Raw genomic sequence first — 24,336 nt, forward strand, 5'->3', positions numbered from 1 at the left:
GAGAAAAAGGGTATGACACAAATCATTAATAAGCCAAAAGACACTGTTTCTCAAGTTTTAAATGGTGTAGCATTTATTCATCAAGACAAATTAGAACGAATAAAAAATACTGGCATTATAACATATAAAAAAAATACAAAAGATCAAGTTGCTTTAATTAGCGGTGGAGGAAGTGGCCATGAACCAGCTCATTTTGGCTATGTAGGAGCAGGCATGCTATCTGCTAGTGTGAGTGGTCCCATTTTTATTCCTCCAAAAGCTAGTGAAATTTTAAGAGCTATTAAAGAAGTTGACTCACCCAAAGGAACCTTATTAATTATTAAAAATTTTGAAGCTGATGTGACCGAATTTTTAGAAGCTGAGAAAAAAGCGAAAGAGTTAGGTTATAAAGTTGATCACATTATCGTTAATGATGATTGTTCCATTGAAGAGGGCAGTTATAAAAAACGTCGCCGAGGTGTAGCGGGAACTATTTTTGTTGAAAAAATAATTGGAGCAGCTGCTTTAAAAGGATTAAGTTTAATTGAACTTAAAAACTTAGGTGAAGAGGTTATTTTAGCAATGAATACTCTGGGAGTCGCTCTAGCAAGTGGTAAAGAATTTGGTAGTAGTAAAAAGTTATTTGAACTAGAAGAAAACCATATTTCTTTTGGCATAGGGATTCACGGAGAAGTTGGTTACAGAGAAGAGCCTTTTTTCTCGTCTGAATATTTGGCTAATGAGTTAATCAATAAATTACTGGCTCAATACAAAGGGAAACCTTTAAAAAAATTAGCCTTAATGATTAATGGCTTAGGGACAACGACGGTTATGGAGCAATACATTTTTGCTAATGATGTGAAGAGATTGCTGCAGTTACAAGAGATTGACGTTGTTTTTCAAAAGAGTGGTAACTTTATGACCTCAACGAATATGGCAGGGATTTCATTAACCTTCTTATCTTTAGAAAATGAAGAATGGTTAGATTATTTAAAAGAAAAAACAGATGCCTTTGCGTGGTAAATAAAGAGCAGGATAGAATCGCGATTAAGTGATTCTATCTTTTTTTGTATACTCACTTATTTAAAGTAAGCATTAAAATTGTGATTTCAAAAAACTTACTATAAAATGATTTTATATTAACAGTTATAGGAGTGTTTGAAGATGGATAAAATATTATTTGGATTAGACACATTTGGTGATGTTGCTTTTAATGATGAAACAAATAAGCGCCTTACATATGAAGAATCCTTACGCATGATTATCGAAGAAGGAAAATTAGCAGATAAATTAGGGATTGATGTCTTAGCATTAGGAGAACATCATCGAAAAGAGTATTCGATTTCTAGTCCTGATACAGTCTTAGCAGCATTAGCAATGGTAACAGAGAATATTACTTTAGGAACTGGAGTAACAGTTCTAAGTTCAGATGATCCAGTTAGGTTGTATGAACGATTTGCAACGATTGATGCTTTATCAAACGGACGAGCTCAAGTCATGCTTGGTCGAGGCTCGTTTACTGAATCTTTTCCTTTATTTGGTTTTGATTTACAAGATTATAATGAGTTGTTTGAAGAGAAAATAGCAATGTTTAATGAGTTGATTAAAAATAAACCTATTACTTGGGAAGGTAAATTTACTCAAAGTTTGACCAATCAAGAAATTTATCCTCAAATGTCTAAAAAATTAGATGTTCAAGTTGGTGTAGGAGGTTCTCCAGATTCAATAGTCAGAGCAGCTAAGTACGGATTTCCAGTTATGTTAGCCATTATTGGTGGCCAACCAATCCGTTTTAAACCTTACATGGATTTATATAAACGTGCAGCAGAACAATTTGGACAAGTTGCTCATCCGGTAGGAATGCATTCACATGGCGTTGTAGCTGATACAGACGAGGAAGCAATTGAAATTGCTTGGAATTACATAAAGGCATCAATGGATACGATTGGTAGAGAACGTGGTTGGGGAGCGATGACCCGTGAACATTTTGAACAAGAAGTTAAAACAGGTTCACTTTATGTTGGAAGTCCTGAAACGGTCGCGCAAAAAATAGCTAAAGTCATAAAAGAAATGGGTATTAATCGCTTTGATTTAGTTTACGGTGCAGGAGGGCAATTACAAAAAGATCGATTTAAAACCATTCAGTTATATGGTGAAAAAGTAATACCTAGAGTACGTGAATTATTAAAAGAAGGTGTTACTAATGACTAAACCGATTATCGGAATATTAGGTGCAGGTAAATTAGGAACAGTTTTAGCTAAAATAGGAATTAATTCAGGGTACAAAGTATTGATTGCAGGCAGTGGTTCAGTTGATAAGATTGCTTTGACGATTGAGATACTCGTTCCTGGTGCAAAAGCTAAATTAGCAGAAGAAGTTGCTGAGGAAGCTGACATTATTATTTTAGCTCTTCCTCTTGGAAAATATAAAACAGTACCTAAAGAAAAATTACAAAATAAGATTGTGATAGATGCGATGAATTATTGGTGGGAAGTAGATGGTTTAGAAAGCTCAATCATTCAAGACTCTTTATCTTCAAGTGAAACAGTAGCCAAATACTTAAAAGATAGTATTGTTGTCAAAGCATTTAATCATATGGGATATCATGATTTAGAAGAAGTGTTATATCAAACTGAGGAAAAAGAACATAAAGCAATAGCATATGCAACAGATAGTGTTAACGCTGGTAATCAAGTGGCTCAAATAATTGAAGATTTTGGTTTTGATTCATTGAGTTTAGGAAGGTTGTCTAGAGGAGTTGTTCTTGAACCAGGCCATACTCCTTTTGGTGCTAACTTATCTAAAATTGATTTACGAGAGATGATTGCAGATAATGATTTGATTAATAAGTAAAAAAAGCTAACCTTTTCGGTTAGCTTTTTCTATTCAACAACTGTCCATTCATTAAGTGTTTTTCCATCTTTGTCAATCATTTCTAGCCAGCTATTTGTGCCAGCAAAATATAAAAAGAGTCCAACTTCATTAACACTTTTTAGAATAATATCCTCTGTAGTTACAAAACTAGAAAATTTATCATGGTTTTCAGAACGAATTTTGTCACCCATTTTTGCTGAAAAACCAACAGAACCATCCTTGTTTAACGGAGCTTCTTTCATCATCGTAGCTCCTTTTTTGATAAGCATTTGATTACGTTTAATCCACATCACTGTAGCGATACTATCTCGAGTATCGATGTAAAATTCCTTTTCGCTGACTTCTTTTGTCCATTTATGTCGAGCTTTAGCAGGTTTGGCTTTTTTCTTTTCTACTTTTTCAAAGGAATAGCCCATTGTTTTTATAATAAGTGAGATCGCTTCAGTTAGTTTACTAAATGTTTTTTCAATATTGGATGGAACAGATACTTCTTCTATAGTAGGAAGAGTAATTCCATTTTCAATAGCGATGTTGCTAAGTAATCTTTTTAAATAAATAGAATCAATGTCTAAAGTTGTTTGAACTTCAATTAAGGAATCACAAGCTATATCGTTGTGTTTTTTTAAATCACTTTGATCACCAATAAAAACAAGTGCTTTCTCTAAATAAAAAAGATAGATATTGTTTTCTGAAAGAGTTTTAGGAATGCTTTTAGTTGTTTTAAAGATAATAGTTGTTTCAAAAGAATCAATAGATACAGTCGTTTTAGTTTTACCAAAGGATACGCGAGTTTCTATGCTCAATTAGATCAGTCCTTTTTATTTTTTTTCAGTATAAAGGATATTAAGAATAAGCGCTATTGCTTTGCTTGAAAAAAATTATCTAGGCTCATCAAGAACAATGCCTAGGGTTAAAGCAACTGTAATAGCTTGTTCGTAATTAACGATAAAACCTTTAATTAAATCAGGGGATAGATTTAAGGTTTCAAATTTACAAGAGGATAGATTTAATTTATTTAGTTGAGTTCCTACCCAGTTTGTTTTATTTAATTGGCAATTAGTTAGTTCGAAATGATTCCATTTAACTTCACTAAATTCAGATTCATTGAGTTCACAATTATCAAATGTAACCCGTTTTAATTGACTGAAATTAAAAGAAGCATAATTAATAGTACAATCAATAAATTGACAGTTTTGAAGTAGAGCCTCTGCAAAGTTAATACCAGTTAGTTTACAATTTTTGAAGATTGTGCGATGGAAAGCAGCACCAATCCATTCAATATTAGAAAAGTCACAGGATTCAAATAAACAATCGACACATTCAAAACGGTTGAAAGTGTGGCTAGGAAAACCAACCTTTTTAAACTGACTTTTTTCAAAGACAACACTCTGATAGGTATCACTAGAGTAAGTGATGTCTTGAATAAGGTTGTTTTTAATCATTAATTCATCTTCTAAATAATCGGGTAAAATTTCCTCAAGATAGGGGCTTAATATAGGTTCTTCAATTTTAAATGATGGCAAAATAAGTTCCTCCTTAACAAACACGTGTTTGTATTAGCATAGCATAAAGACTAATGAAAATAAATGAAGAAAAGTGTTGACGTCTTTTCAAATACTTGCTATACTAAATGAGTTGAGAAATTAAGAAGAAGCACCCGCTTCTCGCCTTAGTTATATTTATGACTGGGCTAGATAGTTAATATTCCTTATTTATAAGGTTTATTGTTTCGGTGCGGGTCTTTTAATTTTAAAAGTACTCGTTTTTTTTCGTTTTTTCTCTAAAAATTTTGGAGGTGAATGACCATAGCAAAAGATATTATGGTAAACGACGGCATTCGTGCAAAAGAAGTACGTTTAATTTCAGCTGACGGCGAACAGTTAGGTGTTAAAAGTAAAGTTGAAGCATTGAGAATTGCTGAAAGTGCAAACTTAGACTTAGTTTTAGTGGCACCAACCGCAAAACCACCCGTTGCGAAAGTAATGGATCACGGTAAATTCCGTTTTGAACAACAGAAAAAAGAACGCGAAGCCCGTAAAAAACAAAAAGTGATCAATGTGAAAGAAGTACGTTTAAGTCCAACAATCGATGTTAATGATTTTAATACAAAACTTCGTAACGCGCGTAAATTCCTTGAAAAAGGTGACAAAGTGAAAGCTTCAATCCGTTTCAAAGGTCGTGCGATTACTCATAAAGAAATTGGTCAGAACGTCTTAAACCGTTTAGCTGATGAAACTGCTGATATTGCAACAGTAGAACAAAAAGCTAAAATGGACGGCAGAAGTATGTTTTTAGTACTTGCGCCAAAAGCAGATAAGTAACAAGAATTTGAGGAGGAAATCAAAATGCCAAAAATGAAAACTCACCGCGGACTAGCTAAACGTGTTAAGCGTACTGGTGGTGGCGGATTAAAAAGATACCGTGCGTTTACAAGTCACCGTTTCCACGGAAAAACTAAAAAACAACGTCGTCAATTACGTCGTCCAAGAATGGTATCAAAAGGCGACTACAAACGTATCCGTCAACAATTGACAGGAATGAGATAAGCTTTTTAGTTTTTTGATAATGACTAAAAACTTCAACAAATTTTAATCGTAAACTCAAGGAGGAATTATCATGGCACGTGTAAAAGGTGGAACAGTAAGCCGTAAACGTCGTAAAAAAGTCCTAAAGTTAGCTAAAGGCTACTATGGCTCAAAACATACATTATTCAAAACAGCAAAAGAACAAGTAATGAGATCTCATACTTATGCATTTAGAGATCGTAAACAAACTAAACGTAACTTCCGTAAATTATGGATCGCTCGTATTAACGCTGGTGCTCGCATGAACGGATTAAGCTACAGCAAAATGATGCACGGCTTAAAATTAGCTGAAATCGACATCAACCGTAAAATGTTATCTGAATTAGCTATCCATGATGCAGAAGCTTTCACAGCTCTTGCTGAAACAGCTAAAGCAGCTTTAGCTAAATAATTAAATTAACATTCAAGAGAGTTATTCTGAAAAGGATAGCTCTTTTTTTACTATAAAAAGAGAGAATCGCCTAACATGAGCTGGCTAAAACTCATGTTAGACGATTTTTTGTGCTTTATTTTATATAATATTAAAAACAAAATGAAATGTTGAGGGATAATTAATGGGCTAATAACTCTTTTAAAGTAACTAAATCTTGACCATCATAAAGTTCTTTAAAGTCCTTTATCTCAGAGTCACTAAATAGTTCTTTATCCAATATAAGATTTTCAACTGGAATAGGGCGCTCATCCATAATTTTAGCATCAATTAATACGACTTTACCTTGATTCACATCCTCTAGTGCTTTAGAAAAGACATTATCAATATCATCAATGGTTCTTAAGGTATAACCGATAGCTCCTTGTGCTTCAGCAATTTTAGCGAAATCAATATCAGTTAAATCAACACCAAAAATAGCATCATTTGTATCTAATTGAGAATCACGAATGAATCCAAATTGTTGATTAGAAAAAACGACATGAATACTAGGTAGCTGATATCTAACTGCTGTGACAATATCTTGCATGTTCATTGCGAATCCACCATCACCAGATAAACTCCATACTTCTCTATTTTTGAAATCTAATTTGGCAGCAATGGCACCTGGCAATCCATTACCCATAGTCGCGAAAAGTTCAGACGTACGCCACATATTTTTCGGAGTCATATGTAAATGTCTAATAGAAGTCTGGGTAACGTCTCCTACATCTACTGAAAAAATAGCATCTTCAGCAGCGTAACGATTAATAGCATCATAAACTTGATATAATCTTAAATCACCATCTGTTTTTTTCTCTAAACGAGTCATATAGTCGCGCCAGTTTTGAATGTTATCTAAGTTAGCTTGATACCATTCAGTATGTTCTTGTTCACTGATTTGATTATAAATCGCTTGTAGAGCTAATTCAGAATCTCCAAGAATAGACACATCAGGTTGATGTCTTTTACCTAGATTTTTTTGGTTATTATCAATCTGGATAAAGTGTTTAACGTTAGCAAACGTTCCTTTTTCCTCACTAAATGGGAAATTACTACCGACGAATAAAACAGTATCAGCTTGGTCTAATGCTTCGTTAGCGGGTTTCCAAGCAACTCTAAAAGCAGATCCTAAAAGTCCTTCATAATCATGATTAAAGTTATCGAAGTTAATGCCAGTAATAGCTACAGGAGCTTTTAATTTTCGACCAAGTTCTTCGACTAATTCACCACAACCTCTAGTTCCTTTCCCAGCGTAAATAACTGGTCGTTTAGCTTTTTCTAATAGTTTCACAGCTTCATTGATATCTACTGAATCAGGCACCATTTTTGGCATTTGTCGATAAGAAGAGGCAGAAGAAGGCCATTTATCAGCATCAATTTTTTCCCAACCAAAGTTAACAGGAACTTCTACAACAGCTACACCACGATAAGCAATAGCTGTACGAATGGCTTCGTCTAAAACTTTTGGTAATTGTTCAGCATAAGCTACTTTTCTATTGTAGATTGCTACATCAGCAAATAAAGGATTTTGATTCATTTCTTGGAACATATCCATATTCGCTTCACTTAAAGGTCTTTGACCTAGAATGGCTAAAACAGGAACATTATCAAATTTTGCATCATATAAACCGTTGTAAAGATGAGTAGCACCAGGTCCTGCAGAACCAACACAAACACCAATATTTCCAGTGAATTTAGCATGCATTGAAGCAGCGAGAGAGCCTGCTTCTTCATGCCTAACTTGAATAAAGTTGATGTTATCTTTTTCTTTTTCAAAAGCATCCATCAATGAATTTAATGAGCCAGCAGGTATACCATAAACATTGTCAACACCCCATGATTCAATGATTTTAAGGCCAGCAACCCAGCCATCTATTTTAGTTGTCATTACCTAATCAATCCTAACATTCTTTTTTTACAAGGTTTCCCCTGTACAGATTTATCATACTGTTTTATGTGAGAATAGCAAAAAAAGAGGTTAATAATTTTAAATACACATGGTGATCAAATGATTGGAACAATAATGAAACTTGATTATATCAGTGGTTGATTAGATTTATTAAAGAAAACAACCACATTAAAATAAAAACTAAATTGTTTTTTTTATTTTGTGTGTGGTACAGTTTTTGTTACTGTTGTATAACTGTGAATACAACTAATAATTTGTACCTTTTTATCTGTTTATTTGTTAAAATAACTATTAATTAAATAAGTGGGGTGTAAATATGATTAAGGCAACGTTAGCAGATAAGGATATTATTTTTGAATTATATGAAGAACTAATCAAGAGTCAGGCTAGACTTGAACCAGATTTTTACCAAGAAGCTACTCAAGGAATGAATTTTATAGAAGATATGATAAATAATGAAGATAGTGATATATTAATCGTTTTAGAACAGGAGCAAATAGTTGGTTTTTCAGTGATTAAGGAAATGACTGCACCTAGTTATCCTATGTTCAGACCTAAAGAATACGCTTATATTTATGATTTAGTAGTGAGAGAGTCTGCTAGAAAAAAAGGATTTGGAAAAGCTTTACTACAATCTTCGGTTGGCTGGATGAAAGAAAGAGAATTAGAATATTTAGAATTAGCCGTCTTGGATAATAATAAAGATGGAAAGAGCTTGTACGAAAATTTTGGCTTTAGGTCATTCAGTAAACAAATGATTTACAAAGAAAATTAACATACAGCAATAATTAGTGATATAATTGTTTAAAAGGGAGGGTTTAAAATGTGTCCAGAATGTTATAGTGAAAAAAATAGAATAACACCTATTTATCATCCTTATGATTGCTTAAGCCGCCACACACAGTATATTTGTGGAACTTGTAATCGTTGTATTTGTATTCAGAAAGATAAAAAAAGGAATCTCTATCGCTGGAATTTCCCTTTTAAATCTTTACAAGACGCTAAATATTATTTGCGTACGGCAGAATATACTCTGAAAGCACCCTGTGCTATTTATGAAATTAAACTTGATAAAGAAAGAACTTTTTTTAAAATTTTTAAAAATAAATCTGATGTAGTGGCCTATTTAAAGAAAAATAAAGATAAAAAAAGTAATAAAGTACCTGTTTTTAAAACTGGTGAGTATCAAGAATTTACTAATACCCAAGTTAGAAAATTAACTGAGAAAGAAATTAATTTTTATCTATTAGAACGTTAAAATGAACCTGAAAAGGTTTATTTTTTTTTGAGTTAAATACAATATTGTTTTTAATGTAAGGGGTTTTAAACAAACAAATAATAGAGATAAAAGGTGTTATATCAATGAAGTTAAATAATTTCTATAAGAGTAGCTAATAGTCTAAATTAGAAATATAGACAGTAAACGTTGCTTAATTTGTGAAAAATAATAGAATAGGTTTTGTGCAAGGGACGCCTTGTTGAAAATTTAACTCTTAGGGTGAAACTATATGATATCGTTAGAAAATATTTCAAAAGAATTTACACAAAAAGACCATCAAGTTTTAGCACTATCAGATATTTCATTAGAGATAGTCAAAAATGAATTTTTTGGTTTAGTAGGTGTAAGTGGATCTGGAAAATCTACTTTACTCAGAATTATCAATGGTTTAGAAGTTCCAACTAGTGGGAAAATTAGTTTGAACGGAGATTACTTAGAAGAAAAAATGACTAAGAAAAAACGTCAGATGATTCAAAATATTAGTATGGTTTTTCAGCAATTTAATCTATTACAAAATATGACAGTTAAGAAAAATGTTAGCTTACCATTAAAAATACAAGGAAAAGTAGATGAACAAATAGTAGATGACATGCTTTCCTTTGTTGGGATGACTGAACATAAGGACAAGTATCCGAGCCAATTAAGTGGAGGGCAAAAACAACGTGTGGCCATTGCTAGAGCACTAACAACCAAACCAAGTATTTTATTGTGTGATGAGCCAACTTCAGCATTAGATGAACATAATGGCAATGAAGTTATGAAATTATTGAAGAAAACACAAAATGAATTAGGAACAACAATTGTGTTTGTTAGTCATGAGTTAGAAGTGATTAAACGATGGTGTGATAGAGCAGCCATTATGGAGAATGGGCAAGTATTGTCGGTAGTTGATGTAGCTAATACGGTTGTGGAAGAGGAAGATACAACTTATTTTGAAAGAGCGGTGTGGTATCTATCATGAGTGAAATAATAACAAAAGTTAGTTTACATCAAACAGAAATAATGACAGCTCTTTCACAGACTTTAGTAATGATTCTTGTTTCAATGAGTGCAGCTTTAGTTATTGGCTTACCTATGGGGACACTGATGTATCTAAACACGATTAATTATTACAAAAGGAAAAGAATGAGTTTTTTAAGTCAACTCGTTAATCTGTATGTAGATATCATTCGTTCCTTTCCATTTCTACTATTCGTTGTATCGATTATTCCGTTAACTCGATTGATTTTAGGAACATCTTTTGGAACAATGGCTGCAGCTTTTCCGCTTTGTTTTGTGGCAGTAGCTAATTATGCCAGAATGTCTGAGCAAGCGTTACTAGATGTGCCAAGAGAAACAATAGAGTTAGCAAAATCATTAGGTGCTACAACGTGGCAACTTGTTTATCGTTTTTTATACGTAGAAGCTAGATCAAGCTTAGTGTTAAGTTTTACTACAGTAACGATTGGAATGGTATCCTACTCAACTATTATGGGTGTTGTTGGTGGTGGCGGAATTGGAGACTTTGCTATCAGATATGGTTACCAATCTTATGAATATGAAATTATGTACACAACAATCATCGTTATGATACTGAGCGTTATATTGATACAAAAAATAGGAACATGGTTATCCAATTACTTAGATAAAAGAAAAATATTTTAGGAGTGTTAAAAATGAGAAAAGGCAACAAAATATTATTAGGTTTATTAGGTTTATTAGGTGTTAGTTTGTTACTAGCAGGATGTGGCGCGAAAGAAGGCGCGACTACAAAAGAAACTGAAAAAAAAGAAGCTAAAGTCATTAAAGTAGCTACCGCTCTTGATTCTAGTGAAAAGATTTTAAATATCGCTAATAAAGAAGCTGAAAAAGAAGGCTATACAATTGAAATTGTACGTGTAAATGATAACGTTCAATACAATAAACTATTAAATGAAAAAGAAGTAGATGCGAACTTTTCTCAACATGAACCTTTCATGGAAGAGTTTAATAAAGCTCAAAATGGTAACTTAGTTATTGCACAAAAAGTATATGATGCTCGTGTAGGATTTTACTCAAAAGAATATGACAAGATTGAAGATATTCCAAACGGGGGACGAGTAGCTATACCTAATGATTCATCTAACCAAGGGAGAGCATTGGCTATTTTAGATGAAAAAGGCTTAATTAAATTAAAAGACGGTGTAGGATTCAATGGTACTGTTAAAGATGTTGTGGAAAATCCAAAAGAATTTGAATTTGTTGAAATTGATTTATTAAACCTTGCATCAGCTTATGATGAAAAAGGAATGGTGTTAGTGTATAACTATCCAACTTACTTGACTAAAATTGGTTTAACACCAGAAGATGCTCTATTTTTAGAGGCACCAAATGATAATCATTATGCTATCAGTGTTGCAGCTCGTGAAGATAATATTGATTCAGAAGCGATTAAAGTTCTACAAAAATCAGTTGGAAGTGACGCAGTTCGTACGTACTTAGAAGAGGAACACGGTGAGTCACTAGTACCATCATTTTAATTGAATAGTTTATTTAGAGAGAAGATGACTTAGATCATCTTCTTTTTTTAGTCTTACAAAAGCGTTCGTTTTTAGTGCTGTTATTAGGTGTATAATATGCCCAATAAGGAGCGTGAAAGAAATGGAAGTAATTCAACGAAAAAAATTAACTACTTTTGATTTAAAAATGATAGGTATTATTTTAATGTTTATTGATCATATCCATCAAATGTTTTCTATTATGGGAGCACCTACATGGATAGATTGGTTTGGTAGGCCGGTAGCCACTCTATTTTTCTTCGTTAGTGTGGAAGGTTTTAGTCATACTAGAAATAAAAACAAATATTTGTTTCGATTATTAATTGGCTTTTGGGTAATGAATATAGGTTCAACAGTTGTACAACATTTTTTCCCTTTAGGACAGATGGCATTAATGAATAATATTTTTACGGATTTATTTGTAGGTGTCTTGGCAATGTACGGGATTGATTTTTTAGAGGGTTTTAAGAAAGATAAAAAAATCAGTCAATTGATAATAGGGATTTTATGTTTAATCATGCCACTCGTTCTATCATTCGTATCAGTGGTTGTTTTATCTAGTGGTAATGTCATGTTATTAAGTTTAGCAAGAGTTATTCCGATGACTTTATTTACAGAGAATAGTGTCATGGTTTATTTAATGCCAGTGATGTATTTACTTAGAAAAAATAAGTCATGGCAATGCTTAGCTATCGCTATTGTAGCAATATTATTCTTTATAACAAATCCAGCCCAAGCGTTTGGAAGTAATACGCAATGGATGATGATTTTTTCTACTATACCTATTATGTTGTACGGTGGTGAAAAAGGAAGAAGTATGAAATCATTCTTTTATATTTTCTATCCAGCGCATATTTGGCTACTATATATTTTGGCTTCTCTTATCTATAATCATTAATTTGATAGATTACTAAAAAATAATTGGGATAAAAAATGTTTACAGTAATTTTGTGAAATCTAATTTGTTATAAAAATAATCGACTGAAGTGACTATTTTAGAAAATAAAAGAGACTGTGATGTGTGGATCTACGCATATCATGGTCTTTTTTTACCTTTTTTCACAAAATAGTGAAAAGGATAACTAGGATTGATGGAAAAAAATTCTTTTTGTGAAAAAATGATGAAAGCTTATAGCTATCACTATATATAGTTGTCAATAGTTTTTTTAATATTTTTAAACACTATATGTAGTTGAAAAAGAAGAGTTTATGAGCTATCATATACTAGAAGTAGAAATAAAGGAGTTGGCCTAAATGATAGAAATCAATAAAAAAAATAGTGATTTATTAAAAGAAAGTGCTGAATTTAACAAGATACAAGTCATCAAGCGAGATGGTCGAGTAGTTGAATTTGAAGAGTGGAAAATTACAAATGCCCTGTTAAAAGCTGAAAGAAAAATAAATGGAACTGTAGAAGCTCACTCAGAAGCACGAATCCAAGAAATTGTTGATATGGTCATTGAGGAGATCCTCCAAAGATTTAATAATAATGTTAAAATTTATGAAATCCAAAATATAGTAGAACATACTTTATTAGATAATTGTGAATATGATTTAGCAAAAGAATATATTAATTACCGTACGAGTCGTGATTTTGAAAGAAGTCGTGCAACTGATATTAATTTCACCATTAGCAAGCTACTTAATAAAGACAGTCAACTAGTGAATGAAAATGCGAATAAAGATAGTGATGTTTTTAATACACAACGAGATTTAACAGCTGGTATTGTTGGGAAATCAATCGGGTTAAAATTATTACCTTCACACGTTGCCAATGCCCATCAAAAAGGGGACATCCATTATCACGATCTAGATTATCATCCATACTCACCAATGACTAACTGTTGTTTAATCGATTTTGAAGGCATGTTAAATAACGGATTTAAAATTGGGAATGCTGAAGTGGAGTCACCTAAATCGATTCAAACAGCGACTGCTCAAATCTCTCAAATAATTGCTAATGTGGCTTCTAGTCAATACGGTGGTTGTTCAGCAGATCGAATTGATGAGTTTTTAGCACCATTTGCAGAAAAAAATTATTTTAAACATTTAGAAGATGCTAAAAATTGGATTGAAGATGAAAGTCGCCATGATGCTTATGCGAAATCTAAAACACAAAAAGACATTTATGATGCGATGCAAAGTTTGGAATATGAAATAAATACCTTGTTTACATCAAATGGGCAAACACCATTTACTTCTTTTGGTTTTGGACTTGGAACAAATTGGTTTGAACGTGAAATTCAACGAGCTATTTTCCAAAATCGTATTAAAGGTTTAGGACAAGAACGTCGTACAGCGATTTTTCCAAAATTAATTTTTACGATTAAAGATGGTGTTAACCATAAAGCAACTGATCCTAATTATGATATTAAAGAATTAGCGTTAGAGTGTGCGACTAAAAGAATGTATCCAGATATTTTAAACTATGACAAGATAGTTGAATTAACAGGTAGTTTCAAAGTACCTATGGGATGCCGTTCTTTCCTACAAGGTTGGAAAAATGAACAAGGTGAAGAAATTAATGCTGGTCGTATGAACCTGGGTGTTGTTACACTTAATTTACCAAGAATTGCTCTTGAAGCAGAAGGCAATCAAGAAAAATTCTGGTCGTTACTTGAAGAAAGATTAATGACGATGAAAGATGCTTTAGTCTTTAGAATTGACCGATGTAAAGAAGCAAAACCGGCTAATGCTCCAATTTTATATCTACACGGAGCTTTTGGAAAAAAATTACAAAAATCAGACGATGTAGATGAATTATTTAAGAATAAAAGAGCAACTGTTTCTTTAGGCTACATTGGACTTTATGAAGTGGCTTCAAGTATTTTTGGCGGAGATTGGGAAACTAATCCTGAAGCCAAAGAATTTACCTTAGATATTTTACGTTTCTTAAAATCTCATGCAGATGATTGGGGGAATGAATTTGGTTATCACTTTAGTGTGTACTCTACCCCAAGTGAAAGTTTAACAGATAGATTCTGTCGTATGGACCGTGAAAAATTTGGCGAGGTTGAAAATATAACTGATAAAGACTATTACACGAATAGCTTCCATTATGATGTTAGAAAAAATCCAACGCCATTTGAAAAATTAGATTTTGAAAAAGATTATCCGCAATATTGTTCAGGGGGGTTCATTCATTACTGTGAATACCCAGTCTTACAACAGAATCGAAAAGCGTTAGAAGCTGTTTGGGATTATTCTTATGAACGAGTAGGATACTTAGGAACCAATACACCGATTGATCATTGTTATGAATGTGACTTTGAGGGAGATTTTAATCCTACAGAAAGAGGTTTTGAGTGTCCAGAGTGTGGTAATAAAGATCCTAAAACGTGTGATGTAGTTAAAAGAACCTGTGGCTACTTAGGAAATCCACAAGCCCGTCCAATGGTACATGGACGTCACAAAGAAATTTCAGCACGTGTTAAACATATGAAATAAAAGTAATGAGGCTCTTTTTTAGAGAGCCTCTTCATTTTAGATTTTTAGGAGGAAAAGAAATGAAAAATCCTAAACCAAAAGAATGGACTGCTGAAAAATGGAGTCAAGGGTATATTGCAGACTATAAACCCTTCATGTTTGTTGATGGAGAAGGGGTTAGATGTAGTATCTACGTTAGTGGCTGTTTGTTTGCTTGTGAAGGGTGCTTCAATAAAGCTATTCAAAATTTTAAATATGGTCAACCTTTTACGCAAGAGTTAGAGGATCAAATTTTTAAAGACCTTCATCATGAATCAGTTCAAGGTTTAACTTTATTAGGTGGAGAACCTTTTTTAAATACTCAAGTTTGCTTGAAGATAGTCAATCGATTTAGAAAAGAGTTTGGTCATACAAAAGATATATGGTCTTGGTCAGGCTATACATTTGAAGAGCTACTTGCTGATACAGAGGATAAATTAGAATTACTATCAAAGGTAGATGTCTTGGTTGATGGCCGTTTTGAACTGAAAAGAAGAGATTTAACGCTACAATTTAGAGGTAGTAGTAATCAACGGATTATTGATGTGCCTCGTTCTTTAGAGAAAAAAGAAGCTATTATTTGGGAGAAATGCTTAGATAGTAATAGATATTTTGACAAAAAAGAGAGTCTATCATAAGTATTCTTACTTATGATAGACTCATTTTAATTTTGTTTTCTAACTGATAATTTTTTATGAATCATGAAAAATAAGATAGATAATAAAGTTATACTTATTAATAAAATGATAGTTATCAGACTACGATTACTGCCAGAAGGAGCTAATGTTTTTGAGTTACTTATTAGTTCATCATATTCCTTAGCTGAGACTAATTTTTTTTGAGACGTTACTTTCTGAGTATCTATTGTTAATGTTTGATACTCACTCCAATTGCCTTCCTTATCAAGAGCAATAAAAGTTAATTCTTTTGGCAATGTACCAGGATTGTAGCTACCTCTAAAATTACCATTAGCATCTAAAGGAAGAAGATAATTTTGTTGTTCGGTTATCATGTAAACGGAAGCATTAGAATTATAAAGAGAAACATCAAGTTTTTTGCTAGTTGCATTGTAGTTCGTCACATTAAAGAAAAGAGTTGGCTCTTTAGGATAAATCATATAAGTGAGTTTATCGGTATGCTTTTTTTTATTTGTATCAGTATAAGTTAAGGTTGTTTTAAATGTACCTGTTGTCATGGTATTTGCTCGATTAGACTCTGAAAAAGAAATATCTGATATTTGAAGTTGTTTAGATTCTTCAATCATCGGGATAAACGTATCTGGAGTTAATTTCTCACCTTGCAAGCCAGTTGCGAAAATTGTTTCATTATCAGCGTTTTCAGCGTTGAAAATGGATGGAAAACAAAGTAAAGTAATGAGTGTTGACATTAAAATAAGTTTTATTTTTTTCATTAGTATTCCTCCTAAGGCATACTAATTGTACATCTGACATCATTTGAGTTCAAGTGATAATCAGTCTATTCAACACATCATAAAGATTATTGAAGGAGATTTCATATGATTAAAGGTTATTTATATTTAATGGTAGCAATTATTGGAGAAGTTATTGGAACTAATTTATTAAAATCTACAGATGGATTTACAAAGCCATTACCGACACTCTATACGATAATTGCTTATGTCATTTCATTTTATTTTTTATCCTTATCTTTTAAGACATTACCAATAGCTGTAGCTTATGCGGTATGGGGAGCCATCGGGATTATTTTGATTACGTTGTTTTCTGTGTTAGTTTGGAAAGAACCCATTAATTTAATGACTATTTTAGGTTTAGGTTTAATTATTGCGGGAACGATTATTGTTAATTTGTTTGGTACAGGACATTAAAGTCATTGTTTTGTCATGTTTTTCATAAAACTTCATTAAATTGAAAAGTTAAAGACATAGTTTTTTCATAATTAGAGGTTATTATATATGTATACCAACAAAACAACCCTAACAAACTTTTTCATTTTATTTACTCCTCCAAAGTAAATAAAACAACTCCTTTAGTGACTAGTCAAACGACTAGTCACTTTTTGTCTAAAAAACTATTTACAAATGTTACTGATATGTTACAATAGTGTTACATAAATGAGAGAAGGAGTAGAGAAAATGAAAAAAACAGCATTGATGGTAGCAAGTTTACTTTTGTTAGTAGGAACAGGTAATGTATTTGCGGATACAGTTGAGGATAAATTAAATACACAGGAATCAAGTGTTGTTGAGCCAGAACAGACAATTGATACTCAAATAACAGAAGAAACTAAAACAAGTGAGTCTAAACCAGCTGAAAGTAATCCAGAAGACTCAGAAGTAACTGTTGAAACACCACAAGATGTCAAGAATAGCGTGGAAAGAGAAATAATGTTTTTAAATGCCTATTTACAAAAGGGGTATATAACTCAAGAAGAATATAATACTTATGTTAATCAATTGAATGCAGCTAAAACAGAAGAAGAAGTCAAACAAATTACTGACAAAATCTATGAATCTAACCAAGATGTTATTCACTATCGTTGGGTATTTTCGGAAAGATATATTAATTTAAAAAATAATATCAATCTATATCAAGAAAATGGTACGATAACGCAAAAACAAGCTGAAAAGTTATTAAGTGAATTAGAAAATGCGAAAACATTGGAAGATATTCAAAAGGTTAATGATGCATTAGATGTTATCTTGAATGAAGAAGAGCGAGCTGTTACTGACAATGAATTATTTTATGCGCAACTTAGATTAGATGTGTTATACGCTAATAAGTTCTTAACACAAGATCAATATGACCAACTTTCTAAAGAGTTAAAATTAGTCAAAACAAATCTAGATTTAGCTGATTTTTATAAGTCAGTCGAATTATCTAGTCCAGATTCTAAAACGTTTATGACTGCATATGTTGAAAAATATTATGGCATTCAAGCAAATATAGCAGCAAGTATTAACAATGGAAGCATCACACAAGAGCAAGGAGATAAACTATACGCTCAATTGAATGCAGCTAGAACTAATGAAGAATTAGATGCTGTTAGTAAAGAATTAGACAAACTGATTAAAGGAACAACGACAGAAACATCTAAACAAACAACTTCATCAACATCAGATAAAAAGGGTAATAATAACGGGGCTAATACATTACCTAAGACTGGTGAAACGAGTAATTCTAAACTAATCACTTTTAGTGGTATTCTTTTAGTTGGTTTAGGAGCAGGTTACTTATTTTTTAGAAAAAAACAAATTTAATTAATAAAAAGACATCCCATTTTTATTGGGATGTCTTTTTTAATTAATCATAAAATCTTCTTCCTTATCAGCATAATAACTTAAATGTGGAAAGAGAATTCTAAAGGTTGTGCCTTTTCCGACAGTAGATTCAACGTATAAATTGTGACCTAATTTTTCCGATAAAGACTTAGCTAAATAAAGTCCTAGTCCTGTTGAATTAGTCTCCTCATTTCGTCCATTTTTCCCCGTGAATCCTTTATTAAAAATGCGACTCAAATCTTCAGGAGGAATACCGATACCAGTGTCAGTAATACTAAGCCAAGTGCCGCGCTCATTTTTTGAAATTGAAATTTGAACGCTGCCACCTGTATCAGTATATTTTAATGCGTTACCTAATAATTGATTTAATATAAAATGAAGCCACTTTTCATCAGTCAGGACTGAAATGTCATCCCCCTCTAAAGTAAAGCGGATATTTTTTTGAATAAAGTAATCAGCTGATTGTCTAACTGTTTGTTGGACAATCCCTTTTAGTGAATGAGATTTGATTAAATAGTCTTTAGAAAAACTATCCAAACGAGAATAATACAGAACTTGTTCTACGTAATCGTCAATTCGTTTTAGATTACCACGTAATTGGTTGTACCTTTTTTCAGATAAATCATCTTCAATGCTTTCAGTGACAAGATTAAGTGAAGCAAGAGGGACTTTAATTTCATGAACCCAACTATCAATATAATCTTTTTGTTCGTTTGAAAGGGATTTAACATCATTTAATAGAGCAAAATGTTCTGCTTGAAGTTCGTTAAAGTACTCTTGATAAATTAACTCTTCGTGAGACCTTGCATCAACAAGTTTAGGCGTTTCAATTAAGTCATTTTGATCAACTTCTAATTGAAGCCACCATTTTTTACGTCGATTAAAGTCATAGCCTAAGAAGGTTAATAATAAAATGAGACCAATTAAAGAAATGTATAGCAGTGAAGCAAGATTAAAATGAACTTCAGGTGTTAACCATAAAACAAAACCTGTCAAAGCAATGAAAGATAGCCATAATAAAATGAGTCGATACTGGTCTTTTAAATAATTAAAGAAAGTCATAGGTCTAATTTAAGGGATAATGTAACCTTGACCAACTTTTGTTTCAATATAGCCAGAAATCCCTGCTCCTTCTATTTTTTTTCGTAATCGGTTAATGTTAACAGTTAAAGTGTTGTCATCTACAAACCGTTCATCGTCCCAAAGAGCTCGAAGTAATTTTTCACGACTAACGATCTTACCGTTATTTTTCATTAAAATAAGTAGTAATTGAAATTCATTTTTGCTTAGTTCAACAGAACTACTATCAATCGTTAGAGTACTGTTTTCCATATTTAAAGTTAAACCATTGTGTTCTAAACTAGAGCTGTCAGCTTTTGAATAATCATAAGTTCGTCTTAAAAGAGCATTAACTTTGGCAATCAGAATATCTGTTGAAAAAGGTTTAGTAACGTAATCATCTCCACCCATATTCATAGACATAATAGAGTCGGCATTAGTATCTCTACTAGAAATAAAAATCACTGGAGTTTTTGAAATTTCTCTTATTTTTTGCACCCAATAGTAGCCGTCAAAGACTGGTAAATTAATATCTAAAAGAACTAGGTGAGGTTGTTCTTCTTCAAATATCTCTAGTACGCGTTTAAAATCAGTTACTTCAACTGTTTCAAATCCCCATTTACGCAAATTTTCAGCTACTAGTTCACGAACTGTTTCTTCGTCTTCTACAATCATTATTTTCATCATTTTTTACAAGCTCCTTTTATCGTGTCTACTTCATTATACCTAATAAAGACTTAATCATCATAGGACTTTTGACGGAATTTTTTGATAGATATGACAAATATGTAAGAACTATTTCACTTAATTAGATGTTAGGCGAGTAGAAAAATTGATAAGATATAAATAAGAGAATGTGACGGAGGTTTTAATATGGAGAGAATAGTAGAAGTAGAACATTTATCTAAAATATATGGTAGAAAAAGTAACCCAACTAAAGTGCTTGAGAATATTTCATTCACAGTAGATAAAGGAGAATTTGTTGGTATTATGGGTCCAAGTGGTGCGGGAAAAACAACTCTTTTAAATATGTTATCAACAATTGATCAACCAACAGTGGGTTCTATTAAAGTTGGTAATCAAGATATTACGAGAATGAAAGAAAAAAAATTAAGTGATTTTAGGCGTAAAGAATTAGGTTTTATTTTTCAAGATTTTAATTTAATGAATTCCTTAACAGTTAAAGATAATATTTTATTACCTTTAGCTTTAGATAGAGTACCAGTCAAAGAGATGGAGAACCGTCTAGATCACGTTGCGAAAGTTTTAGGAATCGAATCTAGATTACACGCGTATCCTGTTGATATCTCAATTGGTCAAAAACAACGTGTAGCAGCTGCTAGAGCTGTGATAACGCATCCTAAATTAATATTAGCAGATGAACCAACTGGATCACTGGACTCAAAATCAGCCACGGAGTTACTACATTATTTATCTCGCTTAAATGAGGAAGAAAAGGCGACCATTATCATGGTAACTCACGATGCTTTTACAGCGAGTTATTGTCACCGAATTTTATTTATAAAAGATGGTGCTATTTTTTCAGAAATAGTTCGACAAGGCAGTCGTAAAGACTTTTTCCAAAAAGTGATTGATATGCAAGCAGCTATCGGAGGCGGTGTGAGCCATGATGTTGTTTAAATTAGCAATAAAAAATGTAAAAACTCAGTTTCGTTATTATTTTATGTATTTTATGAGTATGGCATTTTCTGTGATGGTTTATTATAGTTTTGTTTCGATGAGCTACGATAAATCACTTTTATCAAGAGCAGCTGAGGATATGAGAATTGATGTTGGACTTAGAGCTGGTAGTGTGATGATTATTCTGTTTATCATTATTTTTATGTTTTCTGCTAATGCCTTTTTTGTTAAGCGAAGAAAACGGGAGATTGGTTTGTATAGTCTTCTTGGCATGAGGCGAAGTCAAATAGGTATTTTATTTTTTGTCGAAAATATGTTTTTAGGATTGATAGCTTTAGTAACAGGTATCTTTTTTGGTATTATTTTCTCAAAATTATTTGCGATGTTATTACTGAAATCATTACAAGTTCCTGTTGCCAGTGGGTTTATCTTTTCTTTACAAGCGGTGTTAGACACAGCACTAATTTTCTCAATTATTTTAGCCATTGTATCAGTGAGAACAGCAACTACTGTTTACCGATATAAATTAATTACGTTGTTTAAAGCAAATGAACAAGGTGAGGGAAGTAACTATATCAAATGGTACAATTGGGTTTTAGGAATAATAGGTGTCTCACTTCTTTGGACGGGTTATTATTTAGCAAGTCATTTCTATGATTTTTTAGTGTGGATGGAAGTGAAATATAAATTTAATGGCTTCGGAATGATTGTTGGTCCATTATTTATTTTATTATTGTGTGTTGTAGGAACTTATTTGTTTTTTGGTCACTTTTTAGGAATTGTTTTGAAATTAATTCAAAAAGCTAAGGGATATTACTATAAAGATATTAATATGATTACAACAGGTAATTTAAGTTTTCATTTAAAGAAAAATGCTAGAACTTTTGCAACAATTGCGGTTCTTTCTGGTACAGCTTTAGCGGCTATTGGAGGAGCAGCAAGTGTTCAATCTTTTACGTTAGGCTTGGCACACTCAGCTAATCCAACAACCTATACAATAACAGATGAATACTACCAAGAATTTCAAGATTTTCTAAGCCAAGAAAAAGCCGAGATAAAAACTGAAGGCCATGTGGAATATAAGTATGTTGGTGGTCGATTTGGTTATAAAATAGATAACCGTTATTTAAATGATGCAGTTATGTATAATGTTATCTCGTATAGTAATTATCAGAAAGCTCAAAAAGTAATACCAGAAATGAAAGATATCCAAATATTAGAAAACAAAGATATTGCCATGTTAGGTGGAACCAATAATATGTACGTCGAAAACATGGTGACTTTTGATCGAACTGGTATTCTAGGAAATAGCGGTGAGGTTAACGTTGTTGAGGTTATGGTTGATAATCTAGGGAATACAAGAGATATGCGTTTATCAGGTCCCACAGTTGTTGTGAGTGATAAACTCTATCAAGAATTAGATAGTTCTTATACGTATGGATACCACATGATAGATATTGTTGATGGCGACAAAAACGCTGAGTTATCTGATGCGACTGTTAAAAAATATAGTCAACTATTGGATAAAAAAGAAGCTTTTATAGGAACAACTGTTATTAAGGATGGAAAAGCAGTAGATTCATTTTCAAAACTAGATAACCTTATTGAAACTAAATATCCTAAAGGTTATACCGTCAAAAATGACATGAGTATTCGTTATCCCTATTACACTAGTTTAATGAAAAATACAGGATTATTGATATATGTTGCCGTATTTTTAGGAATGGTCTTTATGATTGCTACGGGAAGTATCATTACCTTAAAACAATTATCAGAAGCGGAAGATGAAGCTTTGAGATATGACATGCTTAGAAAAATAGGAACACCTAAAAACATGATTAAGAAGAGTATTTACAAACAAAACTTCACGGTCTTTTTTGTTCCCTTATTTGTTAGTTTACTTCATGCTTATTTTGCTTTAAGAGTTTTATTTGTTTTAATTGAAGTACCGAGCTTAACCTTAACTATGATTTCGGTTGCCTTTTTGATAATTATCTATGTTGTGTTCTATTTTGCGACATCATCTTCTTACAATAAAATCGTTAATTCATAGATTCAAAAGGGAAATCATAAGAAAAGAAAAAGGATTAATGATATACTTGAGAAGATAAAAATAGGAAAGGTGGTTTATCATGTTAGATAAACAAGAAGAGTTATTTTTAAAAGAATTAACGGACGCTAAAGGCGTACCTGGAAATGAAGATCAAGTGCGTGCTATTTTTAAGAAATACGCAGAACCTCATGCAGACAAAATTGTTTATGATGGCTTAGGCGGTATTAACGCTCGTCATATTGGAGATAAAGAAGGTCCCCGTGTTTTAATTTCAGGACATATGGATGAAGTTGGTTTCATGGTTACTAAAATCACTGAAAAAGGATTTATCGAATTCCAAACATTAGGTGGTTGGTGGGGACAAGTTATGCTTGCCCAACAAGTAACTATTACAACTGGAAGCGGTAAAGAAATTCATGGTGTGATTGGTTCTAAGCCACCTCACGTATTAAGTGCTGAAGCGCGAAAACAACCCTATGAAATTAAAGACATGTTTGTTGATATTGGTGCTACAAGCAATGAAGAAGCAACTGAGTGGGGCATTAAACCAGGTGATATGATTACACCATATATCGAATACCAACGATTAAATGGTTCTAAATATTTATTAGCTAAAGCTTGGGATAACCGTATTGGTACTGCAGTATCATTAAAAGTTTTAGAAAACTTAGCTAAAGAAGGTCACCCAAATATTTTATTTGCTGGAAGTAATGTACAAGAAGAAGTTGGTTTACGTGGTGCTAGAACAAGTACACATTTAGTAAACCCTGATATTGCTTTTGCATTAGATACAGGTACTGCAGGAGATACTCCTGGAATGACTCCTAAAGAAGCTGATTCTGTATTAGGAAAAGGTCCACAAATTTTAATCTTTGATGCATCAATGATTCCACATAGAAAACTACGTGATTTTGTTATTGAAGTAGCAGAAGAATTAGAAATTCCATTCCAATACACAGTTATTACTGGTGGAGGAACAGACGCTGGTATGCAACATTTAACAAGAGATGGTGTACCTGCTCTTGCGATTACAGTTGCAACTCGTTATTTACACTCTCACACATCAATCATTCATGAAGACGACTACTTAAATACAGTTAAATTAGTAACTGAAGTGGTTAAACGATTAGATGATAAAAAAGTAAAAGAATTACGTTCTTACTAAAAATTAAAAAAGGAGGCTGTGACATAAGTCTCTGAATAAAACAAAAAAGCAATCAAATTTATGAGTAAAATTCATTTATTTGATTGCTTTTTTTAGTTAAAATAAAAACGTACAGGTGGCCCCCTGTACGTTAAGTCAT

Annotated in this window: 25 protein-coding genes and 1 other annotated feature; of the genes, 19 read left to right on the plus strand and 6 right to left on the minus strand. The window is 32.3% G+C overall.

Features of this window, described 5'->3' with window-relative positions; all coding sequences use genetic code 11:
• The first annotated feature begins 12 nt into the window (after window positions 1-12).
• The 3 genes from dhaQ (at window position 13) to ACODH8_RS11595 (ending at window position 2,833) form a co-directional block, all read left to right on the plus strand.
• A complete protein-coding gene (dhaQ, locus tag ACODH8_RS11585) occupies window positions 13-1,002 on the plus strand; it encodes a DhaKLM operon coactivator DhaQ (RefSeq protein WP_332465070.1) in 990 nt (329 codons plus the stop codon).
• A gap of 141 nt (window positions 1,003-1,143) precedes the next feature.
• Window positions 1,144-2,190: an Atu2307/SP_0267 family LLM class monooxygenase gene (locus ACODH8_RS11590; RefSeq protein WP_332465071.1), complete on the plus strand. Its 1,047-nt coding sequence runs from the start codon at window positions 1,144-1,146 to the stop codon at window positions 2,188-2,190.
• Window positions 2,183-2,833 (plus strand): NADPH-dependent F420 reductase, encoded by a 651-nt coding sequence (locus ACODH8_RS11595; RefSeq protein ID WP_332465072.1) that lies wholly within the window; start codon window positions 2,183-2,185, stop codon window positions 2,831-2,833. The genes ACODH8_RS11590 and ACODH8_RS11595 overlap by 8 nt, the downstream gene beginning before the upstream one ends.
• 29 nt (window positions 2,834-2,862) lie before the next feature.
• On the opposite strand, the gene ACODH8_RS11600 is transcribed toward ACODH8_RS11595, so the two are convergent.
• On the minus strand, window positions 2,863-3,657 hold the full coding sequence (locus tag ACODH8_RS11600) for a hypothetical protein (RefSeq protein WP_332465073.1): 795 nt from the start codon (window positions 3,655-3,657) through the stop codon (window positions 2,863-2,865).
• 75 nt (window positions 3,658-3,732) lie between these two features.
• Window positions 3,733-4,377 (minus strand): pentapeptide repeat-containing protein, encoded by a 645-nt coding sequence (locus ACODH8_RS11605; RefSeq protein WP_332465074.1) that lies wholly within the window; start codon window positions 4,375-4,377, stop codon window positions 3,733-3,735.
• Between the two features lie 116 nt (window positions 4,378-4,493).
• Window positions 4,494-4,631 (plus strand) — a sequence feature (ribosomal protein L20 leader region).
• A gap of 22 nt (window positions 4,632-4,653) precedes the next feature.
• Between ACODH8_RS11605 and infC the strand changes: the two genes are divergently transcribed.
• From infC to rplT, 3 genes are all read left to right on the plus strand, one after another.
• Entirely contained in the window at window positions 4,654-5,175 is a 522-nt protein-coding gene (gene infC, locus ACODH8_RS11610) for a translation initiation factor IF-3 (protein WP_166034600.1), read from the plus strand.
• 24 nt (window positions 5,176-5,199) lie between these two features.
• Window positions 5,200-5,400, plus strand: coding sequence for a 50S ribosomal protein L35 (rpmI, locus tag ACODH8_RS11615; RefSeq protein WP_114288907.1), 201 nt, complete (start codon window positions 5,200-5,202; stop codon window positions 5,398-5,400).
• Window positions 5,401-5,470: 70 nt separating this feature from the next.
• Entirely contained in the window at window positions 5,471-5,830 is a 360-nt protein-coding gene (gene rplT / locus ACODH8_RS11620; RefSeq protein ID WP_332525807.1) for a 50S ribosomal protein L20, read from the plus strand.
• A 160-nt stretch (window positions 5,831-5,990) separates the two neighbouring features.
• Here the strand turns inward: rplT and spxB are convergent, their stop codons facing one another.
• On the minus strand, window positions 5,991-7,739 hold the full coding sequence (spxB, locus tag ACODH8_RS11625) for a pyruvate oxidase (protein WP_332465076.1): 1,749 nt from the start codon (window positions 7,737-7,739) through the stop codon (window positions 5,991-5,993).
• Window positions 7,740-8,076: 337 nt separating this feature from the next.
• Between spxB and ACODH8_RS11630 the strand changes: the two genes are divergently transcribed.
• The 8 genes from ACODH8_RS11630 (at window position 8,077) to nrdG (ending at window position 15,658) form a co-directional block, all read left to right on the plus strand.
• Window positions 8,077-8,535: a GNAT family N-acetyltransferase gene (locus ACODH8_RS11630; protein WP_332465077.1), complete on the plus strand. Its 459-nt coding sequence runs from the start codon at window positions 8,077-8,079 to the stop codon at window positions 8,533-8,535.
• A 48-nt stretch (window positions 8,536-8,583) separates the two neighbouring features.
• Window positions 8,584-9,018 (plus strand): hypothetical protein, encoded by a 435-nt coding sequence (locus ACODH8_RS11635; protein ID WP_332465078.1) that lies wholly within the window; start codon window positions 8,584-8,586, stop codon window positions 9,016-9,018.
• Between the two features lie 250 nt (window positions 9,019-9,268).
• Window positions 9,269-10,000: a methionine ABC transporter ATP-binding protein gene (locus tag ACODH8_RS11640; protein ID WP_332465079.1), complete on the plus strand. Its 732-nt coding sequence runs from the start codon at window positions 9,269-9,271 to the stop codon at window positions 9,998-10,000.
• Window positions 9,997-10,683, plus strand: coding sequence for a methionine ABC transporter permease (locus tag ACODH8_RS11645; protein WP_332465080.1), 687 nt, complete (start codon window positions 9,997-9,999; stop codon window positions 10,681-10,683). The genes ACODH8_RS11640 and ACODH8_RS11645 overlap by 4 nt, the downstream gene beginning before the upstream one ends.
• A gap of 11 nt (window positions 10,684-10,694) precedes the next feature.
• Window positions 10,695-11,537, plus strand: a complete 843-nt coding sequence (locus ACODH8_RS11650; RefSeq protein ID WP_332465081.1) for a MetQ/NlpA family ABC transporter substrate-binding protein — start codon at window positions 10,695-10,697, stop codon at window positions 11,535-11,537.
• Between the two features lie 121 nt (window positions 11,538-11,658).
• Window positions 11,659-12,453: a TraX family protein gene (locus ACODH8_RS11655; RefSeq protein WP_420517750.1), complete on the plus strand. Its 795-nt coding sequence runs from the start codon at window positions 11,659-11,661 to the stop codon at window positions 12,451-12,453.
• A 356-nt stretch (window positions 12,454-12,809) separates the two neighbouring features.
• Window positions 12,810-15,002 carry an anaerobic ribonucleoside-triphosphate reductase gene (nrdD, locus tag ACODH8_RS11660; protein ID WP_332465083.1) on the plus strand — a complete coding sequence of 731 codons (2,193 nt, stop codon included), beginning with the start codon at window positions 12,810-12,812 and terminating at the stop codon, window positions 15,000-15,002.
• A gap of 59 nt (window positions 15,003-15,061) precedes the next feature.
• On the plus strand, window positions 15,062-15,658 hold the full coding sequence (gene nrdG / locus ACODH8_RS11665; RefSeq protein WP_332465084.1) for an anaerobic ribonucleoside-triphosphate reductase activating protein: 597 nt from the start codon (window positions 15,062-15,064) through the stop codon (window positions 15,656-15,658).
• Between the two features lie 26 nt (window positions 15,659-15,684).
• Here nrdG and ACODH8_RS11670 read toward each other — a convergent pair whose 3' ends face one another.
• Window positions 15,685-16,431 (minus strand): hypothetical protein, encoded by a 747-nt coding sequence (locus ACODH8_RS11670; RefSeq protein WP_332465085.1) that lies wholly within the window; start codon window positions 16,429-16,431, stop codon window positions 15,685-15,687.
• A 105-nt stretch (window positions 16,432-16,536) separates the two neighbouring features.
• Here ACODH8_RS11670 and ACODH8_RS11675 point away from each other — a divergent pair, with 105 nt between their 5' ends.
• Both ACODH8_RS11675 and ACODH8_RS11680 read left to right on the plus strand, forming a co-directional pair.
• Entirely contained in the window at window positions 16,537-16,866 is a 330-nt protein-coding gene (locus ACODH8_RS11675; protein WP_332465086.1) for a multidrug efflux SMR transporter, read from the plus strand.
• Between the two features lie 267 nt (window positions 16,867-17,133).
• Window positions 17,134-18,258, plus strand: a complete 1,125-nt coding sequence (locus ACODH8_RS11680) for an LPXTG cell wall anchor domain-containing protein (protein ID WP_332465087.1) — start codon at window positions 17,134-17,136, stop codon at window positions 18,256-18,258.
• A gap of 39 nt (window positions 18,259-18,297) precedes the next feature.
• Here ACODH8_RS11680 and ACODH8_RS11685 read toward each other — a convergent pair whose 3' ends face one another.
• Window positions 18,298-19,341 carry a HAMP domain-containing histidine kinase gene (locus ACODH8_RS11685; RefSeq protein ID WP_332465088.1) on the minus strand — a complete coding sequence of 348 codons (1,044 nt, stop codon included), beginning with the start codon at window positions 19,339-19,341 and terminating at the stop codon, window positions 18,298-18,300.
• Window positions 19,342-19,350: 9 nt separating this feature from the next.
• Complete coding sequence (locus ACODH8_RS11690; protein ID WP_332465089.1) at window positions 19,351-20,025, minus strand: response regulator transcription factor; 675 nt, start codon at window positions 20,023-20,025, stop codon at window positions 19,351-19,353.
• A gap of 186 nt (window positions 20,026-20,211) precedes the next feature.
• Here ACODH8_RS11690 and ACODH8_RS11695 point away from each other — a divergent pair, with 186 nt between their 5' ends.
• From ACODH8_RS11695 to ACODH8_RS11705, 3 genes are all read left to right on the plus strand, one after another.
• Entirely contained in the window at window positions 20,212-20,979 is a 768-nt protein-coding gene (locus tag ACODH8_RS11695) for an ABC transporter ATP-binding protein (protein ID WP_332465090.1), read from the plus strand.
• On the plus strand, window positions 20,966-23,032 hold the full coding sequence (locus tag ACODH8_RS11700) for an ABC transporter permease (protein WP_332465091.1): 2,067 nt from the start codon (window positions 20,966-20,968) through the stop codon (window positions 23,030-23,032). Before ACODH8_RS11695 ends, ACODH8_RS11700 begins: the two co-directional genes overlap by 14 nt.
• A gap of 79 nt (window positions 23,033-23,111) precedes the next feature.
• Window positions 23,112-24,197 (plus strand): M42 family metallopeptidase, encoded by a 1,086-nt coding sequence (locus tag ACODH8_RS11705; RefSeq protein WP_332465092.1) that lies wholly within the window; start codon window positions 23,112-23,114, stop codon window positions 24,195-24,197.
• Window positions 24,198-24,336 lie beyond the last annotated feature (139 nt).

Source organism: Vagococcus fluvialis (assembly GCF_048815235.1).
GTDB lineage: Bacteria > Bacillota > Bacilli > Lactobacillales > Vagococcaceae > Vagococcus.

Bases quoted from the DNA above. Each gene is read 5' to 3' on its own strand.
- dhaQ (WP_332465070.1), top strand. From the start codon at position 13: ATGACACAAATCATTAATAAGCCAAAAGACACTGTTTCTCAAGTTTTA.
- ACODH8_RS11590 (WP_332465071.1), top strand. From the start codon at position 1,144: ATGGATAAAATATTATTTGGATTAGACACATTTGGTGATGTTGCTTTT.
- ACODH8_RS11595 (WP_332465072.1), top strand. From the start codon at position 2,183: ATGACTAAACCGATTATCGGAATATTAGGTGCAGGTAAATTAGGAACA.
- infC (WP_166034600.1), top strand. From the start codon at position 4,654: ATGACCATAGCAAAAGATATTATGGTAAACGACGGCATTCGTGCAAAA.
- rpmI (WP_114288907.1), top strand. From the start codon at position 5,200: ATGCCAAAAATGAAAACTCACCGCGGACTAGCTAAACGTGTTAAGCGT.
- rplT (WP_332525807.1), top strand. From the start codon at position 5,471: ATGGCACGTGTAAAAGGTGGAACAGTAAGCCGTAAACGTCGTAAAAAA.
- spxB (WP_332465076.1), bottom strand. From the start codon at position 7,739: ATGACAACTAAAATAGATGGCTGGGTTGCTGGCCTTAAAATCATTGAA.
- ACODH8_RS11630 (WP_332465077.1), top strand. From the start codon at position 8,077: ATGATTAAGGCAACGTTAGCAGATAAGGATATTATTTTTGAATTATAT.
- ACODH8_RS11635 (WP_332465078.1), top strand. From the start codon at position 8,584: ATGTGTCCAGAATGTTATAGTGAAAAAAATAGAATAACACCTATTTAT.
- ACODH8_RS11640 (WP_332465079.1), top strand. From the start codon at position 9,269: ATGATATCGTTAGAAAATATTTCAAAAGAATTTACACAAAAAGACCAT.
- ACODH8_RS11645 (WP_332465080.1), top strand. From the start codon at position 9,997: ATGAGTGAAATAATAACAAAAGTTAGTTTACATCAAACAGAAATAATG.
- ACODH8_RS11650 (WP_332465081.1), top strand. From the start codon at position 10,695: ATGAGAAAAGGCAACAAAATATTATTAGGTTTATTAGGTTTATTAGGT.
- ACODH8_RS11655 (WP_420517750.1), top strand. From the start codon at position 11,659: ATGGAAGTAATTCAACGAAAAAAATTAACTACTTTTGATTTAAAAATG.
- nrdD (WP_332465083.1), top strand. From the start codon at position 12,810: ATGATAGAAATCAATAAAAAAAATAGTGATTTATTAAAAGAAAGTGCT.
- nrdG (WP_332465084.1), top strand. From the start codon at position 15,062: ATGAAAAATCCTAAACCAAAAGAATGGACTGCTGAAAAATGGAGTCAA.
- ACODH8_RS11670 (WP_332465085.1), bottom strand. From the start codon at position 16,431: ATGAAAAAAATAAAACTTATTTTAATGTCAACACTCATTACTTTACTT.
- ACODH8_RS11675 (WP_332465086.1), top strand. From the start codon at position 16,537: ATGATTAAAGGTTATTTATATTTAATGGTAGCAATTATTGGAGAAGTT.
- ACODH8_RS11680 (WP_332465087.1), top strand. From the start codon at position 17,134: ATGAAAAAAACAGCATTGATGGTAGCAAGTTTACTTTTGTTAGTAGGA.
- ACODH8_RS11685 (WP_332465088.1), bottom strand. From the start codon at position 19,341: ATGACTTTCTTTAATTATTTAAAAGACCAGTATCGACTCATTTTATTA.
- ACODH8_RS11690 (WP_332465089.1), bottom strand. From the start codon at position 20,025: ATGATGAAAATAATGATTGTAGAAGACGAAGAAACAGTTCGTGAACTA.
- ACODH8_RS11695 (WP_332465090.1), top strand. From the start codon at position 20,212: ATGGAGAGAATAGTAGAAGTAGAACATTTATCTAAAATATATGGTAGA.
- ACODH8_RS11700 (WP_332465091.1), top strand. From the start codon at position 20,966: ATGATGTTGTTTAAATTAGCAATAAAAAATGTAAAAACTCAGTTTCGT.
- ACODH8_RS11705 (WP_332465092.1), top strand. From the start codon at position 23,112: ATGTTAGATAAACAAGAAGAGTTATTTTTAAAAGAATTAACGGACGCT.